Source organism: uncultured Formosa sp., assembly GCF_947500765.1.
Classification (GTDB): Bacteria; Bacteroidota; Bacteroidia; order Flavobacteriales; family Flavobacteriaceae; genus Formosa.
Genome location: NZ_CANMTH010000007.1, coordinates 193,050 through 210,366, shown reverse-complemented (window position 1 = coordinate 210,366; position 17,317 = coordinate 193,050). Strand labels below are relative to the sequence as shown.

General features: G+C 29.8%; 16 protein-coding genes. All 16 read left to right on the top strand.

Going from position 1 to position 17,317, the window contains the following annotated elements:
• Positions 1-569: 569 nt before the first annotated feature.
• Positions 570-899, top strand: a complete 330-nt coding sequence (locus Q1B05_RS13860) for a hypothetical protein (protein WP_299781542.1) — start codon at positions 570-572, stop codon at positions 897-899.
• A gap of 276 nt (positions 900-1,175) precedes the next feature.
• Positions 1,176-3,536, top strand: coding sequence for a TonB-dependent receptor (locus Q1B05_RS13855; RefSeq protein ID WP_299781541.1), 2,361 nt, complete (start codon positions 1,176-1,178; stop codon positions 3,534-3,536).
• Between the two features lie 50 nt (positions 3,537-3,586).
• Positions 3,587-4,141, top strand: coding sequence for a type 1 periplasmic binding fold superfamily protein (locus tag Q1B05_RS13850; protein ID WP_299781548.1), 555 nt, complete (start codon positions 3,587-3,589; stop codon positions 4,139-4,141).
• A gap of 403 nt (positions 4,142-4,544) precedes the next feature.
• The gene (locus Q1B05_RS13845; protein ID WP_299781540.1) at positions 4,545-5,273 is read left to right on the top strand and encodes an NYN domain-containing protein; all 729 of its coding nucleotides are present in this window, start codon (positions 4,545-4,547) and stop codon (positions 5,271-5,273) included.
• 278 nt (positions 5,274-5,551) lie between these two features.
• Positions 5,552-6,394 carry a helix-turn-helix domain-containing protein gene (locus Q1B05_RS13840; protein WP_299781539.1) on the top strand — a complete coding sequence of 281 codons (843 nt, stop codon included), beginning with the start codon at positions 5,552-5,554 and terminating at the stop codon, positions 6,392-6,394.
• Between the two features lie 90 nt (positions 6,395-6,484).
• Positions 6,485-6,643 carry a hypothetical protein gene (locus Q1B05_RS13835; RefSeq protein WP_299781538.1) on the top strand — a complete coding sequence of 53 codons (159 nt, stop codon included), beginning with the start codon at positions 6,485-6,487 and terminating at the stop codon, positions 6,641-6,643.
• A 140-nt stretch (positions 6,644-6,783) separates the two neighbouring features.
• Entirely contained in the window at positions 6,784-7,332 is a 549-nt protein-coding gene (locus Q1B05_RS13830) for a carboxymuconolactone decarboxylase family protein (RefSeq protein ID WP_299781537.1), read from the top strand.
• Between the two features lie 31 nt (positions 7,333-7,363).
• Entirely contained in the window at positions 7,364-7,747 is a 384-nt protein-coding gene (locus Q1B05_RS13825) for a cupredoxin domain-containing protein (RefSeq protein WP_299781536.1), read from the top strand.
• A 479-nt stretch (positions 7,748-8,226) separates the two neighbouring features.
• On the top strand, positions 8,227-9,861 hold the full coding sequence (locus tag Q1B05_RS13820; RefSeq protein WP_299781535.1) for an NAD+ synthase: 1,635 nt from the start codon (positions 8,227-8,229) through the stop codon (positions 9,859-9,861).
• Positions 9,862-9,914: 53 nt separating this feature from the next.
• Positions 9,915-11,027 (top strand): hypothetical protein, encoded by a 1,113-nt coding sequence (locus tag Q1B05_RS13815; protein ID WP_299781534.1) that lies wholly within the window; start codon positions 9,915-9,917, stop codon positions 11,025-11,027.
• Positions 11,028-11,683: 656 nt separating this feature from the next.
• Positions 11,684-12,151, top strand: a complete 468-nt coding sequence (locus Q1B05_RS13810; protein ID WP_299781533.1) for a hypothetical protein — start codon at positions 11,684-11,686, stop codon at positions 12,149-12,151.
• 66 nt (positions 12,152-12,217) lie between these two features.
• Positions 12,218-12,715 carry a DUF423 domain-containing protein gene (locus tag Q1B05_RS13805; RefSeq protein WP_299781532.1) on the top strand — a complete coding sequence of 166 codons (498 nt, stop codon included), beginning with the start codon at positions 12,218-12,220 and terminating at the stop codon, positions 12,713-12,715.
• A 335-nt stretch (positions 12,716-13,050) separates the two neighbouring features.
• On the top strand, positions 13,051-14,943 hold the full coding sequence (locus Q1B05_RS13800) for a CocE/NonD family hydrolase (RefSeq protein WP_299781531.1): 1,893 nt from the start codon (positions 13,051-13,053) through the stop codon (positions 14,941-14,943).
• 45 nt (positions 14,944-14,988) lie between these two features.
• Positions 14,989-15,117, top strand: coding sequence for a DUF2256 domain-containing protein (locus Q1B05_RS13795; RefSeq protein WP_299781547.1), 129 nt, complete (start codon positions 14,989-14,991; stop codon positions 15,115-15,117).
• Positions 15,114-16,598 carry a cryptochrome/photolyase family protein gene (locus Q1B05_RS13790; protein WP_299781530.1) on the top strand — a complete coding sequence of 495 codons (1,485 nt, stop codon included), beginning with the start codon at positions 15,114-15,116 and terminating at the stop codon, positions 16,596-16,598. Before Q1B05_RS13795 ends, Q1B05_RS13790 begins: the two co-directional genes overlap by 4 nt.
• Positions 16,599-16,602: 4 nt before the next feature.
• Positions 16,603-17,097 (top strand): CIA30 family protein, encoded by a 495-nt coding sequence (locus tag Q1B05_RS13785; RefSeq protein ID WP_299781529.1) that lies wholly within the window; start codon positions 16,603-16,605, stop codon positions 17,095-17,097.
• Positions 17,098-17,317 lie beyond the last annotated feature (220 nt).

The following is a 17,317-nucleotide window of genomic DNA, read 5'->3' as shown; positions in this document are numbered from 1 at the left end:
GGGTATCGTATTTTTTAACCGTTTGTGGACTCGAGGCGTAACGCGTTTCATAATTCGTACTCATTGTTATTTGTTTTGTCTAGATATTTTTTAAAGATTGCACTAATACTATAACAGATTATAAATACTCAATTTTATACACTTTTAAGCACTGTATAGAAAGAGCGTTCTTTCTGATTATATAATAGATTTCTACTTATCCAAATGTAGACTACTAAAGCAGATTGGCTTCTCCCTATTGTTCCCATTACCTGCTACGTATGTTCCTTTCTAGAAAGCATGTCTCACAATACAACATATGTTCTAATAATTCCAAGTATTAGACTATGCCAATTCAAATCTTATTAGAGTAGTAAAAACAAAAAAGGAATGGAGAAATATTTAATAAGCTTTATTGAAATGAATATTTTTTTTTAATAGATACAAACAAATTCATGCACCTTTAATGTGAGACTTTTGTAAAGTATTTACTTTTTTACGCAAAAGTTAAAGTTGTAATTATTCTTACAAAAACTTAGATCTGTTTCACAATATTTATTAATTTCACCTCCTAGATTTCAAACAAAAGAATGAATCAAAAACAACAACTTGGCAAAAACATAGCCTCATTATTGCTTTTTATGGCTTTAATGTTGCCTACTGCTGTGAAGTTTGTTCATATTTTTGAAGGTCATCAACATTTTACATGCACAGAACAAAAAACACATCTTCATACATCTGTTACAAAATGTGAGATTTGTAGTTTTCATCTTGCATCTTTTAAATATGATATTGTAGAATATCCAGATTTACTTCTTACAGAAGTTCCTCTGGAAATGGAAGTAAACTTTACTCCTCTTCAGCTACATTCATTTAGTATAACCAATACACAACTTCGCGCACCTCCAATTTTTTCTTAATAAACAAACTGTTTTATTTCGTTAATTAAGAATCTATATAGATGTTAAATTACCACTGTTTCTGGTATTTAACACTTTTCTGTATATCTATATTTTCTTAATCAACATTCAGTTTTATTATGCTAATTAAGAATACATAGGTCTTTTCACATCTTGTTAACACTACTATTTAACAGCATATTACCCTAATTATTCTTAATTATAAAATCATTTTAATTATGTTAATTAAGAATTCATATGCGTATTTATGTATTAGTCATACTGCTATTAGGCAGTATGACATCTATTTCTCAAAATTGTAAAAACACCCTTTCTGGTACTGTAAAAGATCTTCATGATAGCTCTTTACTAGTAGGAGCAACAGTAATTGTTGCAGGAACCGAACAAGCTGTACAAACCAATTTGGATGGAGAGTATGTTTTTAATCATTTATGCAATGGTACTTACGATATACAAGTGTCTCATCCGTTTTGTGTCACACAAGGCTTTACAGTTAAGGTTAACGGAAACACCATAAAAACGTTTAAGTTAGAACATCATTTAGAAGAACTAAATGAAGTTATTATTAAAGGGCATGCTTATGGGGACAAATCTAAAACACTTGTAGAGAGCACCATTTCTAAAGAAAAATTAGAACAATTTAATGGTGGCACACTTGGAGATGCTTTAAATAGTTTAAGCGGCGTATCTTCTTTAAACTCTGGAAATGCTATTGTAAAACCCATTGTAAATGGATTACATAGTAGCCGTGTTATTTTAATTAATAATGGCGTACGGATGGAAGACCAAGAATGGGGTGTAGAACATGCGCCTAATATAGATGTTAATGCTGTAGGTAACCTTACACTTATTAAAGGTGCTAGTGCTTTACAATATAGCGGAGATGCTGTTGGTGGTGTTATTGTTACAGAAGCTGCAAAAGTACCTATTAAAGATACACTTTACGGAAAAACAATACTTACAACTGCTACAAATGGACGCGGTGGCTCTGTAACCTCTCAGCTAACTAAGAGCTATCAAAATGGATGGTACGGCACTTTACAAGGCACATGGAAACGATTTGGTGATTTTAAAACTCCAGATTATATACTAAGCAATACAGGGACATCTGAACAAAATGCCTCTTTTAATATTGGTCTTAATCGATTTGATTATGGTATAGAAGCTTATTATTCATACTTTAAAAATGAAATAGGTATTTTAAGTGCTTCTCATATTGGTGGTGCCTCAGATTTGGTTAGTGCTATAAATAGTAATGTGCCATTAATTATTAACGATTTTACGTATAATATCTCAGAACCCAAACAAGATATTACTCACCATTTAGCACGTATCAAAGGGTTTAAAACGTTCGAAAATCTTGGAAAAATAAGTTTGCAATACGATTTTCAGCGTAATAACAGATTAGAATATGATATTAGAACAGGGTCTGACAGCGGTAAAGCATCTGTAGATTTAGAACTGACCACGCATACACTAAAGCTAGATTTAGACTCTCATTTATCTAATAATATAAAATTAAAAACAGGTATAAAAACCACTTATCAAGATAATTTTGCAAATCCCAATACAGGCGTAAGACGTTTAATTCCGGATTATGATAAATATGATTTAGGGATGTATGCCGTTTTAGATTATCATATTAACAATAATTGGTTAATTGAAGCTGGTGGTCGTTTTGATTACACCTATATAGATGCCTATAAATACTATAAAACTTCGTTTTGGGAATCTAGAAATTATGATGAGTTGTACCCAGAAATTATAGTTGAAGAGTTTGATAATCAAATTTTAACACATCCAGAATTACATTTTTATAATCCTTCAGTAACCTTAGGATCTACATATAATTTAGGAACAGATTATCAATTATTTTTTAATTATTCAATAGCCTCAAGAGCACCAAATGCTTCAGAGCTTTTTAGTGAAGGCTTACACCATTCTGCTTCTAGAATAGAATATGGAGACTTGAGTTTTAATTCAGAAATCGGACATAAATTTATACTAACATTTCAACGTAATAATAAAGACTTGAGTTTTTCTGTAAGTCCGTTTATTAATACCATTAAAGATTTTATTGTAATAGAACCGACGTCTATAGCAACTACAGTTAGAGGAAGTTTTCAGGTTTGGGAATACAGACAAACCAATGCGCAACTTTTAGGTATAGATGTAGATGCTTCTTATGCTTTTACAACTAATTTGCGTTACAATTATCAATTTTCATTAGTAAAAGGATACGATCGTCCTCAAGACGAACCGTTAATAAGTATGCCTCCGGTAAATATGAAAAATGAAATTGTGTATCAGAATCCGAAATTAAATCATTTAAGATTAGCCTTACAAAGCGAGTATGTATTTCGCCAAAACGAATATCCAGATAATAATTTTGAAGTCTATATTGCCGAAACAGAAAGCACTCAACTTGTAGATATTAGCACACCTCCAGATGCCTACCATTTACTTAATTTTAATTCAAGCATAGACCTAAATATTAACCAAAAATCTAAATTAAAGTTAGGGTTTGGAATTACAAACTTATTAAATACCTCTTACAGAGATTACCTAAACAGCATGCGCTATTATGCAGATGATTTAGGGAGAAACTTTTTATTAAACATCAAATTCAATTATTAACTATTAAAACAAAAACAATGAAAAAAGAGAATCTTTTAAAATTAAGCCAGATGAAAACAGCAAAATTATTTACAGTAGCTTTATTTGCAACCATATTATTCACATCATGTTCAAGTGATGATGATACTCCCGAAATAGTAAACGAAGAAGAAGTAATTACAACACTAACAGTAACATTAGTACCTTCTGGAACTGGTGAAGTTGTTACATTACAAACACAAGATTTAGATGGAGATGGACCTGATGATCCCGTGATTACAGTTTCAGGAAATTTAACTTCTGGAGAAACATACCAAGGTAGTATTGTACTTTTAAACGAAACTATAGATCCTGCAGAAGATGTGACAGAAGAAGTTGAGGAAGAAAGCGACGATCATCAATTTTTCTATACTATTGGTAGTAGCTTAGATGTTACAACAGCATATACTAGTTACGATGAAGACGGAAACCCACTAGGAACAGAATTTACACTTACTACGGGAGCAGCTAGTTCTGGAAACTTAACCTTCACATTAATACATCAGCCAACAAAACCAAACTCAGGTTTAAGTGATGCAGGAGGAGAAACAGATGCCGAAGCAACCTTTAGCGTGACTGTAGAATAAATTAATTATATTTTATTTGATTTAAAACAAAATGCTCTTTACTAAAAAGTAAAGGGCATTTTAATTTTTTATTGTCATTAAATGAATATATTATAAACGATAACAATTAATAAGATTTATACTTTAATAAAGGTAAAAGACAAAAACGAATTTGTATATTCTAATATCATTTATAAATGATACTTTTAAAGCTATAAACAACAATACTAAAGCAAACTTTATATTAAAAAAATTGTTATTTTTAACTAAATAATAGTAAGTAAACCTTCCCTATTATTTATAAAAACATGATGTAAACAATTACAAATTATAAAAACTCAATTTTAAATATCTTAAAGAAAACCGTTTATACCATATAAAGAAACTTCTTCAGTAATAATACCCTGAAGTAAAACAAAAAAACATGAATATGAATTTAGCCGTACTAATAGACGGAGACAATATACCATCTGCCGACGTCAAAGAAATGATGGAGGAAATAGCAAAATACGGTAATCCAACCATTAAAAGAATTTATGGAGATTGGACCAGCCCACATTTATCAAAATGGAAAAACTTATTGTTGCAAAATGCAATTACACCAATACAACAATACGCCTATACCACAGGTAAAAATGCCACAGATTCTGCAATGATTATAGATGCTATGGACATTCTTTACAGTGAAAAAGTAACTGGATTTTGCCTAGTTTCAAGCGATAGCGATTTTACCAAGTTAGCGACAAGATTAAGAGAAGCGGGAATGCAAGTAATTGGAATTGGAGAGAAAAAAACACCAAACCCCTTTATTGTAGCCTGTGATAAATTTATTTACATCGAAATTATTAGAAAACAGACTGAAAAGAAAGAAAATGTTAGTCAGAAAGACAATACTAAAGATAGTATAGATAAAATTACTCCTAAAGTTATTAAACTAATCTCTACAACTATTTCTGATTTGTCAGACGAAGATGGTTGGGCTTTTCTTGGAGATGTAGGAAGCTTACTTCAAAAAAAACAACCCAATTTCGATTCTAGAAACTATGGCTTTGATAAACTAACACCTTTAATTAAATCTATTGGTGAATTCGAATTAGAACAAAGAGAAAATCAGAAGAGTAAACATAAATTAATTTTTGTAAAAAATAAATAAAGGCACAAATACCTAATATTCTTATATTATTCTTGAAAGTAAAAATGAACAAAATATGTTCAGATATCTCTGTTAAAGGGTTTTAAAAAAGTAAAACTGTATATAATCAACCTATTATTTATAAGTTGATTATATACATCTAGAAAACAAAAAGGCAGAACGATCAGTAAATAAAGTGTACACATAAAATCTGGTAGCGTTTAAGTCTTTACTATTAAAGCGTCTTAAATATTTATTGTTTTTTGTAATTTTTTAAATATTAATTAGACTTAGTTAACATGACTCACACTTTTAAAGAATTTTCTACAAACGCCATTTTCAATATTGGAAACGAGCACGATTTACTTTCTTTTAAAGAAGCTAAGCAAAGTGAGTTTTATACTTTTATCTGGGCAAATTCAGAACCTGTAGATTTAATTATAGACAATGTTCCTTTTACACTAGATTCTCACAGTATTTTAGCACTTACTCCTATTCAATATCTTCAATATATTTCAGGGAATCATGTTACCATATATCAATTCAATCAAGAGTTTTATTGTATTAAAGATCACGACCAAGAAGTGAGTTGTGTAGGTATACTATTCTTCGGAAATATAAATATTCCTGTCATTAATTTAAACACTATTGAACAAGAAAAGTTTGAAGCTTTACACGAAGTTTTTATAGACGAATTAGACACCGAAGATAACATACAAGCAGAAATGCTTAGAATGTTAATGGCAAGATTTATTATAAAAAGCACACGTTTATTAAAAGCGAAGGAAGGTATTATTGAAACACCAAAAAGTTCTAAAGTAGATTTGCTACGTGAATTTAATTTTTTAGTAGAGCAACATTTTAAAACAGAACACAGTGTATCTTTTTATGCCGAAAAATTATTTAAATCGCCTAAAACGTTATCTAATAATTTTGCTAAACTAAACAGAAGTCCGTTACAAATTATTCACGAACGTATTGTTTTAGAAGCACAACGCTTATTAATTTACACAGATAAAACAGCCAAAGAAATAGCTTACGAAATTGGCTTTGAAGATGCTTCTCACTTAAGCCGATTATTTAAAAAACATACAACATTATCTCCATCAGACTATAAAAAACGTCTAAACACTTCTAGTTAGGAAAAATTGACAAGCCATTGGGCAAATTGTTCCTTTTATAGCAATGACTTCTATCGCATCTTTGCATTGTAATATTAAAACAATAACAAGATGAAATTAAAAAACATATCCATATTCAACCTTATAGAAATATTTACAAACAATAAGAAAGTTGCTGTAAATACGATTAGTACGCAAACTCATTGCGACCAAAAACACATACACGATTTTTATTGTGATGCAGAAAACCCATATATAGGCAACTTTTAAACACAAGGGAAAAAACGACATGCTTTAGGGAATTAAAAGCATTCCATACAGCTGTAATTTTACGCAACTTTGTACCAACAAAAAACATAAATATAAATACAATAATATCTGAATACATTTCAGATAAAACAACTAAAAATATGAGCACATTTAATATTCCTTCAAGAGAAGACGTTAGCGAAAATAATCAAGCCATTTTCGATAATTTAAAAAAAGCATTAGGCTTTGTACCTAATTTATATGCAACATATGCACATAGTGATACTGCTTTAGAAAATTATTTAACATTTGCCAATTCAAAAACCTCGTTATCTGCTAAAGAAAAAGAAGTTGTAAATCTTGCTGTTAGTCAAGTAAACGATTGTCTTTATTGTCTTTCTGCACATACTGTAATAGGAAAAATGAACGGCTTTACAGATGCACAAATCTTAGAATTAAGAGCTGGTTTTTCTTCAGTAAATAACAAATTAGACGCTTTAGCAAAATTAGCAAAAAACATTACCGAAAATAGAGGTAAAACAGATGCTGCTGTATTAGAAAACTTCTTTAATGTAGGCTATACAAAAGCAAACTTAATAGATACTATTTCTTTAGTTGGAGATAAAACAATATCTAACTATATACATAGTACAACTCAAGTTCCTGTGGATTTTCCTGTAGCACAACCCTTAGAATTAGAAACAATATAACATATAACAATCCTTTAAAAATTTAAAACACATGAAAAAAATTATAGCAGTAATAGTAATCGCATTAACCTTTACATTAACAGGAAACGCGCAAGAAAAAATGACCAATGAAGCTACAGTGGTCGCTTTAGAACAAATAAAAGGTGATTTTACACAAAAAGAATTAACCTTAAAAGAAGGCGATTACATTTTTGAAATAGCCAACAATAATGTCGGACATAAAGTAGGATTTGTATTAGTTCCTAAAGGAGAAGATCCTTCTAAAGCAAAAAACCATATTAAAAATGCTTATGTCACTAAAGCTGTAGAAAACAATACAAAAGAAACAAGTAAAGTTACAACATTAAAAAAAGGGGAATATTTATATTTTTGCCCATTAAACCCTACTCCTCAATACACCTTGACTGTAGAGTAAGCATAATATTACTAATTTAGTAAATGTAAATCGTTTATAAAAAAGAGCAATCCAACTGGATTGCTCTTTTTTTTGTTTTTTATTTAAACTAAAATTACTTTTTGGCATTAAAACCCCATTACAAAACTTTATTCCAATTTAACTCATTTTTATTCTTTAACGTCTCTCCTACTGTGTTAACATAAAGACATGCATTTCAATAAAAAAACAAGTATTCACATACTTAATTGTTTACTATTAGAAAACGGTTGTATTTTTTAAAGATGCAATTAAATTTATAGTTAATTTAAAACTTGTTAATTAGATTTGTGTCATGCAGGTGTAGGCCTTACTTTCTCGTTTTAGATTTTCTTTTGAAAAACCATCTCGATTAAACACAATACTATGCGTTTACATAAACAATATAAAACATAACAACGAGACATCTTAATCCTACGGAAGAGAAAACGTTTCAGAACAACAGATAACAAATAGAATTTATGAAAATTGCTATTACACAATTAAACTACCACATTGGTAATTTTGAAGTAAATTTTTCAAAAATAAAAAAAGCCATTAAAGATGCTGAAAGCGAAGGAGCAGATATTGTTTTATTCGGAGAATTAGCCGTTTGTGGTTATCCTCCAAGAGATTTTTTAGAGTTTAATGATTTTATTACCAAATGTAATGAAGTGATTGAAAACATTAAACCATTAACACATAAAGTGGCGGTAGTAATTGGTGCGCCAAGTGTAAATCCTCTTCCTGAAGGGAAAGATTTATTTAATTCAGCATTTTTTATAGCTAATGAAAAAATACTTAGTGTAAGCCATAAAGCCTTATTACCAACTTACGATGTTTTTGATGAGTACAGATATTTTGAACCTTCTAAAACATTTGAAACTATTCAATATAAAGGCAAAAAAATTGCTTTAACTATTTGTGAAGATATATGGAATATTGGTAATGAAAATCCGTTGTATAAAGTTTGCCCAATGGATATTCTAATCAATCAAAAACCAGATTTTATTTTAAATCTATCGGCTTCACCTTTTTCTTATAATCAAGCAGAAACAAGAAAAAAAATTGTAAGTGCCAATGCAAAAAGATATGGTATTCCTTTATTTTATGCCAATCATGTAGGTGCACAAACAGAATTAATTTTTGATGGTGGCTCTTTAGCGGCAAATAGCAAAGGAGAAATAGTTGCAGAATTACCTTATTTTAAAGAATGTATTCAAATTATTAATACAAACGAGATTGAAAACGTCGTTCCTAATCTTCAAGAAGTAAGTGATATAGAAAAAATACATCAAGCTTTAATAACAGGAATAAAACAATATTTTGAAAAATTAGGCTTTAAAAAAGCTGTTTTAGGATTAAGCGGAGGAATAGATTCTGCTCTAGTTCTAGCTTTGGCTGTAGAGGCACTTGGTAGAGAAAACGTAATGTCTGTTTTAATGCCATCGCAATATAGTAGCGATCACTCTGTAGACGATTCTATTAAAATGGTTAATAATTTAAAATCGCCTTATAAAACAATTCCAATAAAAGACATGTATTATAGTGTCGAGAAAAGTTTAAATCCACATTTTGAAGAAAAAGAGCCCGATGTAACAGAAGAAAATATTCAAGCCAGATTAAGAGGTGTAACCTTAATGGCAATAAGCAATAAATTAGGTTATATCTTATTAAACACGTCTAATAAGAGTGAAGCTGCTGTAGGTTATGGAACGTTGTATGGAGATATGTGTGGCGGTTTAGCGGTAATTGGCGATTTATATAAAAACCAAGTCTATGCTTTATGTAATCATATTAACAGAAATGAAGAAATTATTCCAGAGAATATTCTAACAAAAGCTCCTTCTGCAGAATTAAGACCAGATCAAAAGGACAGTGATTCATTACCTGATTACGAAATTTTAGATGCCATATTATTTCATTACATAGAAGAACGTTTAGATCCTAAAGAAATCATTGCCTTAGGTTATAAAAAATCATTGGTCAATAGAATTTTAAAACTAGTAAATCAAAGTGAATGGAAAAGACACCAAATGCCTCCTGTTTTACGCATAAGTCCAAAAGCTTTTGGAATGGGAAGAAGATTACCAATTGCTGCAAAATATTTAAGTTAAAGTAAACTTTAGGTGAATTTATAACTGATCAGGAAACAGTAAAACCTCGTAAAATGAAAGCATTATCTCATCAACTTATCAATACCAATTCACAGAAACTACTTCAGATAACGCTAACAGATAAAAAATTAATTTCTGAAACAGGAACACCTAAAAAACTAAGAAAAACTGAAAAAGAATTTTCAAGCTCGGAAGAAGCTCTAAAAAATTTTTATAAAAAAGAATGGGCTGCTTTAAAAAAGGATTTTGTTTTAAATAATAAACATCCTAAAATTGGAGAAGCCTATTTACATAAATTTATTGGTGGCGGATATACAGGAAGCTTATCTTTTCAGCACACACCTAAAGGGATTTTTATCTATAAAGATGAAGTAGACTCTTTAATACAAATAGATGAATTTGGAACAGTCTATGATGAAATTAAATTACCCAAACAATTAGCATGGAACATAGTATATAGAGGCCACACCAACTCGCTTATTTTAGATATAGACCATTATATTTACGAGTATGAACTTGATCATAAAAGTTTCAGAAATTTAGGAAATAAAAAAAGTTTTATAGATAGTTTTATATCTGTAGCAGACAATAAAACAGCATTTGCAACTTTAGGCAAAGTCTCTATAATAAATAATTTAAACATCCTTTTATGGAAAAAAAATTACACCTTACAAAACATAAAAGGAACAACTCCTTTCTGTGGTAAACTTTCTAAAGACGGTAAATTATTAGCGTTTCACAATACAGTTGGAGAACTACAAATTATTAACGCAACAAACGGAAAACATCTTAATACAATTACAGGAAGTTTTGAAATGATAACCCAAATAGAATTTACAAATAACAATAAATTATTGGTTATCAGAGAAAAATATGGAACTTGGGGAATGCGTTATTTTGACCTTTCTAATAACCAAGAAATTATAATACAGAGTCTCGAAATCCCGACTAACACAAAAAATATTAATACATTTTGCTTTAATAACAACCAGTCAAAATTGGTTCTTGTTCAGCATTCAAATGTATTTGTTTTTGATTTTATTAATAAAACACTTTTACACAACTTTAATATTGAACACCTTGTAAAAACATGTGAAATCAAATTTATTGGAGAAAAATTAGGCATAAGAACAGATTATGGTTGTTTTAGTTTGTATAATGTATAAATCGTGAAGTGTTTATTTTAACTTCTACTAAACACTAACAATCAGATAATTACCTTAACATCTACACAAAATTAATTTAGATTTTCAAGTATTCTTTTAACAATATCTAGACTTCCTTTTTCTTAAGTAAATCAAATACAAATTTGTAATATCACATTACCAAAACAAACATTTAACAAATAAAATCATATTCCTTTTACTGTTATTAACTTTAGGTTTTACATCTTGTATAGATCCTGAAAAATAAATAAACAAACTTGACATCGCTAAACAATATTACAAAGCTCTTGATAATTCTTACCAAACTGAATTAACTCATTTATTAACAGACAGACTTTTTTATAAAAGAATACAGTGAATGGATGAAATGGAATTCAATATTTAATACAAAATCCTTGAAATTGAGCTAGAAAAAGGAACTAATTTATTAAACTGGATTGACAAAAATCATCCTGAATTAAATAGATTTATCAACGACAAACAAAAATGGAGGAACGCAATATCTAAAAGCAATTAAACTATATAAAAACAAAAAATAACATACTGCAACTCAACACATAAAAAATCGCTATTTTTAAATAAATTAAGTGTGTTACAGTTTGTTTCTTCTGAATTTTATTCTGAAAATCGCTGTACTCCAAACCATTTTTCAGAATATGAAAAAGATCTTATTTCTAATATTAATTATACTGATGAATTGTTCCTCTAAAAAATCTGAATCGACAAATTTAGATGTTGAATTAAAAAAAAATTGGACAGAATTTAACACCAAAGATTCAATCCCAGAACTGCTTAATTTGGCTTTAAAAAAAATATTAAAAAATAATTTTGAAATAGCAAATCCAAATGAAAAATTTAATCAAACCGATGTATTAGTCTATGATTCAAGCCCTATAAGACAGCTTAAGTTCTTATCAAAAAAAAATAATACTTGGAGAATTGTATATATTCAAGGAGGGATAGGGAAACATTATGTTTATGCCGAATGTAAAATAATAAACGACTCGATATCTGATTTTAAAATCTCCCAAACAACACTAAACTTGGTAAACAATGACAGTATTGATAAATATTTAGCAAAAAAAAAACTTAAACCAAATAGTGTAAAAATTATAATGAAATAGATACTAGACAGTACAAAAAAACTCTATTCTTATACCTAATCGTTACCAAATATTAAAGTTAATAGTATGAAAAAATGGAATTTTAAATTAAAAGGTAATCCTAAAGAGATTAGTAAAAACATGGAATCTGCACTTAAATCTGTTAACGGAATTGTATTCAATTTGAATCATGAAGAAAATAATTCAGCAACATTTAAAATGCGTAAAAGGATTCTATACCCATGGTATTTATTATATCTAAATAGCATTGTTGTAAACGGAAAATTATCAAACATAGATTCTAACAATGAAACTGGTGTCGAGATTTATTTTAATCAACACTTCTTATGGAAATCAGTAATATTTACAGATATAATTTTAGGATTAGGCTTTCTAATTACTTTAATATTAGGAAAACACAATACTTTTTCTAGGTATGCAATAGGAACGCTAATTTTAGCAGTAATAATTTTAATATTAATTATAGTACGAAAAAAATACAAAAAAAACATTCAAGAATACAAGACTTTAATTTCTGGAATATTAAAAACAGAAAAGAACCAAACATTAAACACCACCATATAAAATAATCATTAAATTAACACTTAATTAAATAATTTACAACAACTAAACAATTACTATCTGCACAATTATATCTAAGTACAGAACAATGCATAGTTCATTTATTAAAAAACTTAGTCCTTTTCATGTTCAAGGCAAGGAAAGCATTCATATCCTCCTCTATTTTAATTAGATAAATAAAAACGATTCACTAATCCATATATAACCAATAGCGATTAGAGTTTTAATTAAAATTTCCATTCAGTTTTTATTACTAAATTAGTTGCTTAACCATGTAACTAAACATACATGCCCCATAGGCAACAACACCCTTTTAACCCACTAATGATTCTAACACAATGAAAAAAAACATTCTTGTATTACCCTTTATAATAGCGTATTTTTGTTTAAATAATTTTAATCTTCAAGCACAATCTAAAGAACTTCGAGAACTAGAAAACATTGCCATTATAGACCAAAAAGTAATGATACCAATGCGAGATGGTATTCGTTTGGCTGCAGATGTATACTGTCCTAAAACAGATAAAAAAGTACCTATTATTTTTGCCCGCACACCTTATAATTTCAATAATTGGGTTGACGGAAAAGAGATAACTACAATTAGAGTAAAAAAGGCATTGGAAGCCGTAAAAAAAGGATATGCATATGTTGTGCAAAACGAACGCGGACGCTATTTTTCTGAAGGCGAATGGGATATTTTAGGTGTACCAGTAACAGATGGTTACGATACATTTACATGGATGAAAAACCAACCGTGGTCTAACGGTAAAATAGGTACTTATGGTTGTTCCTCTTCTGCAGAGTGGCAAATGGCAGTAGCTGCTTTAGATCACCCGTCGCATGCCGCAATGGTAGCGCAAGGTTATGGTGCAGGTATAGGCCGCATTGATGATATTTATGAGCAAGGTAATTGGTTTCGTGGTGGTGTAGTACAAATGTCTTTTATGGCTTGGTTGTATCGCGTAGAGCATGATAAGTTTAAACCTAGAATTCCTGCTGGAGCGACTCAAGAAGATTTAATTAGAATATCTAGATTTTATGATTTAGATCCAGAAAATCCACCAGTTGATTTTGCAGAAGCGTTTAATTATTTACCTATACAAGATGGTATTAAAAATATAAATGGGAAAAGTGAAATTTTTGATAAAATGATTCGTCGTAAACCCAATGACGATGCATGGTATGAAGGTGGTTTGTATCATGACGACATGGAAATTGGTGTGCCAAGCTTTTGGTTCGCTTCATGGTATGATATGTCTATAACACCAAATCTGGCTTTATTTAATCATGTTAGAAACAATACCAAAGATGCAGCAATTAGAGATAATCAATATTTAATTATTTCTCCAAATTTACATTGTGGTTTTACAAAAGGAACAAGTGAAAATACCATGATTGGAGAACTAAGTGTTGGTGATGCAAGATTGAATTATGATGAACAAATTTATGCGTGGTTTGATTTATGGTTGAAAGGAGAACAAAACGATTTTAAAGACAAAACACCTAGAGTACAGTATTATACTATGGGAAGTAATAAATGGCAAGCTTCTGAAGTTTGGCCACCTGAAAATGCAAAACCAACAACGTATTATTTAAATAGTAATGGTAACGCCAACAGTCTTTATGGTGATGGGACATTAACGACAACAAAAGTAAAAACCGATAATCCTGATAGTTTTACCTACAATCCAATGTTACCAGTACCTTCTTTTGGAGGTACTCCATGTTGTGACGACAATATACTAAGAGGTGGAGCATTTGATCACCAACTAACAGAAACAAGAGACGATATTTTAGTTTACACAACAGATGTTTTAAAAGAAGGCTTAGAAGTTTCTGGTTTTATAGAATCTACTTTATACGTATCGTCCGATGTAAAAGATACAGATTTCACCATAAAACTTATTGATGTACATCCTGATGGTAAAGCTTATAATTTAGATGAAACCATACAACGTGCTAGATATCGTGAAGGCTACGACAAAGAAGTCTTTATGAAAAAAGGTAACATTTACAAAATAGATTTAACACCAATGTCTACTAGTAACTACTTTAAAAAGGGGCACCGTATTCGTATAGAAATATCTAGTAGTAATTTTCCGCGTTTTGCCAGAAACTTAAATACTGGGGGGAATAATTACGACGAAAAAGAAGGCATAGTGGCTCATAATAAAATACACCATTCGTCTAAATACCCATCACAAATTAGTTTACCTATAATTACTAATTAACTTTTATAAAAACACTTAAATGTTTAATTTAAAACTTAAAAGACAATAAAAAAGGGACACCTCCCTCAAAAAACATGTATTGTTTGTAAACGTCCATTTAGCTGGCGCAAAATATGGAAGACAAATTGGGAACACATTAAATATTGTAGCCAACGTTGCAGAAAAAATAAATGAAAAGCATCAACTTAATATTTCCACATCAGCTGTTTCAAGAATCTATTCTTTTTGAGACTAACACACCAATATATTTAATTGAAGAATATTTATTCTTTAAACGGTATCCGTTTCACAAACAAAAAATTGCATTTCATAGAACAACCATGAAATGCTATGAAGATTTTCTTCTGAATGAAAAAAAACTAAAAGTGCATTACATAAATGCTATTGATAACCTTTCAGATATTAGACAGTTAATTCCAGAATTAAAACAACAAGGAATTCAGCATATTAATTATATAGACCCAACAGATAATTGGTTACAAAAACGGATAGAACATAGTTGTTCCAAACATCATATTTCAACAACCGTTTTCCCCTCTCCTTTATTTATAAATACAAAAGCCGAACTCTCTGCCTTTTTTAAGAGTGATAAGAAAAAGTATAATCAGACTTCATTTTATACAGAACAACGTAAAAAACGACAAATACTTATAGATACAGATGGAAAACCTGAAGGAGGAAAATGGACCTTCGATGCAGAAAACAGAAAAAAATATCCTGTAAAAAAAACACCTCCTTCCATTCAGTTTCCGGATACAAATTCATATTACGAAGCAGCAAAAAAATATGTAGAAAAACACTTTGACAATCATTTAGGAACCCTAACTACATCTCCATTATATCCCACAGATTTTAAAACAACAAAAGATTGGCTACAACAGTTTTTTGAGCAACGATTTATGGAGTTTGGTGTTTATGAAGATGCTATTGTTGCAGAAAACTCGATACTTAACCATAGTGTTTTAACCCCCATGTTAAATATTGGTTTAATAACACCTAAAGAAGTTATTAATGCCTGTTTAAACTATACTAAGAAACATAAAGTCCCGATTAATTCTACCGAAGGTTTTATAAGACAAATTATAGGTTGGCGCGAATTTATTAGAGGTGTTTACGAAACTAGAGGAAGCGAAGAGCGAACTACTAATTTTTGGAAATTTAAAAAGAAAATACCTGCCTCTTTTTATAATGGAACAACCGGAATACCTCCAGTAGATCAAACTATTAAAAAAGTATTACAAACTGGATATTGCCACCATATAGAGCGATTAATGGTACTCAGTAATTTTATGTTGCTTTGTGAATTCCATCCCGATGAAGTATATAAATGGTTTATGGAACTCTTTATTGATGCTTACGATTGGGTTATGGTTACTAATGTTTATGGTATGAGCCAATTTGCAGATGGAGGTTTAATTGCAACTAAACCTTATATTAGTAGTAGTAATTACATCATGAAAATGAGTAATTATAGAAAAGGAGAATGGCAAAATATTTGGGATGGTCTGTTTTGGCGATTTATGCACACGCAGCGCGATTTCTTTTTATCCAATCCAAGGTTAGGAATGTTAATACGCATGTACGATAAAATGCCTGAAGAAAAACAACACAAACATCTGGAATATGCCAATACTTATTTAAATTGTTTAAAATAATATTATGATACAAGAACATCACATTTTCGAATTTAATAAAACGGCAGACGTGACACTTTGGAAAACGGTTAACGATGTTGTAATGGGCGGAAATTCTTCTGGACATTTCTCTTTAAACAAAGACGGGCATGGGATTTACGAAGGTAACGTGTCTCTAGAAAATAATGGTGGGTTTGCATCTGTTAGATATCGTTTTGATGCTCTAGACACAAAAGGATTTTCAAAAATTAAATTAAAAGTTAGAGGAGACGGAAAACGGTATCAATTCCGAATAAAAGATAAAGCAACTAATAAACATGCGTATATAGCGTATTTTAATACCTCAACAGACTGGCAGCTTATTGAATTAGATTTAAAAAACATGTATCCAACATTTAAAGGTCGTAAACTAGATATACCAAATTTTGATGCGCATAAAATAGAAGAGGTCGCTTTCTTGATTGCAAATAAAACAGCGGAACATTTTAAATTAGAGATTGCATCTATAGTTATGAAATAAAAATAAATCTTTTTTTTATATACAATTGTTATAATTAAAACGGAACATTTCCTTCTGCAAAACCATTATTAAGCTACAATTAAAAAAAAGAATTAATATACTCGTAGAAAACACAACAACATCTATTTACAAAAAACAACCAATACTACACTCCTATTTCAAAATAAGATCTCATAAGTTAACAAAACATTACAACTCTAAACAATTTCTGTTTTGTAAT

Excerpts from the sequence above, each read along its gene's own strand:
- Q1B05_RS13860 (WP_299781542.1), top strand. The coding sequence starts at position 570 with ATGAATCAAAAACAACAACTTGGCAAAAACATAGCCTCATTATTGCTT.
- Q1B05_RS13855 (WP_299781541.1), top strand. The coding sequence starts at position 1,176 with ATGACATCTATTTCTCAAAATTGTAAAAACACCCTTTCTGGTACTGTA.
- Q1B05_RS13850 (WP_299781548.1), top strand. The coding sequence starts at position 3,587 with ATGAAAACAGCAAAATTATTTACAGTAGCTTTATTTGCAACCATATTA.
- Q1B05_RS13845 (WP_299781540.1), top strand. The coding sequence starts at position 4,545 with ATGAATATGAATTTAGCCGTACTAATAGACGGAGACAATATACCATCT.
- Q1B05_RS13840 (WP_299781539.1), top strand. The coding sequence starts at position 5,552 with ATGACTCACACTTTTAAAGAATTTTCTACAAACGCCATTTTCAATATT.
- Q1B05_RS13835 (WP_299781538.1), top strand. The coding sequence starts at position 6,485 with ATGAAATTAAAAAACATATCCATATTCAACCTTATAGAAATATTTACA.
- Q1B05_RS13830 (WP_299781537.1), top strand. The coding sequence starts at position 6,784 with ATGAGCACATTTAATATTCCTTCAAGAGAAGACGTTAGCGAAAATAAT.
- Q1B05_RS13825 (WP_299781536.1), top strand. The coding sequence starts at position 7,364 with ATGAAAAAAATTATAGCAGTAATAGTAATCGCATTAACCTTTACATTA.
- Q1B05_RS13820 (WP_299781535.1), top strand. The coding sequence starts at position 8,227 with ATGAAAATTGCTATTACACAATTAAACTACCACATTGGTAATTTTGAA.
- Q1B05_RS13815 (WP_299781534.1), top strand. The coding sequence starts at position 9,915 with ATGAAAGCATTATCTCATCAACTTATCAATACCAATTCACAGAAACTA.
- Q1B05_RS13810 (WP_299781533.1), top strand. The coding sequence starts at position 11,684 with ATGAAAAAGATCTTATTTCTAATATTAATTATACTGATGAATTGTTCC.
- Q1B05_RS13805 (WP_299781532.1), top strand. The coding sequence starts at position 12,218 with ATGAAAAAATGGAATTTTAAATTAAAAGGTAATCCTAAAGAGATTAGT.
- Q1B05_RS13800 (WP_299781531.1), top strand. The coding sequence starts at position 13,051 with ATGAAAAAAAACATTCTTGTATTACCCTTTATAATAGCGTATTTTTGT.
- Q1B05_RS13790 (WP_299781530.1), top strand. The coding sequence starts at position 15,114 with ATGAAAAGCATCAACTTAATATTTCCACATCAGCTGTTTCAAGAATCT.
- Q1B05_RS13785 (WP_299781529.1), top strand. The coding sequence starts at position 16,603 with ATGATACAAGAACATCACATTTTCGAATTTAATAAAACGGCAGACGTG.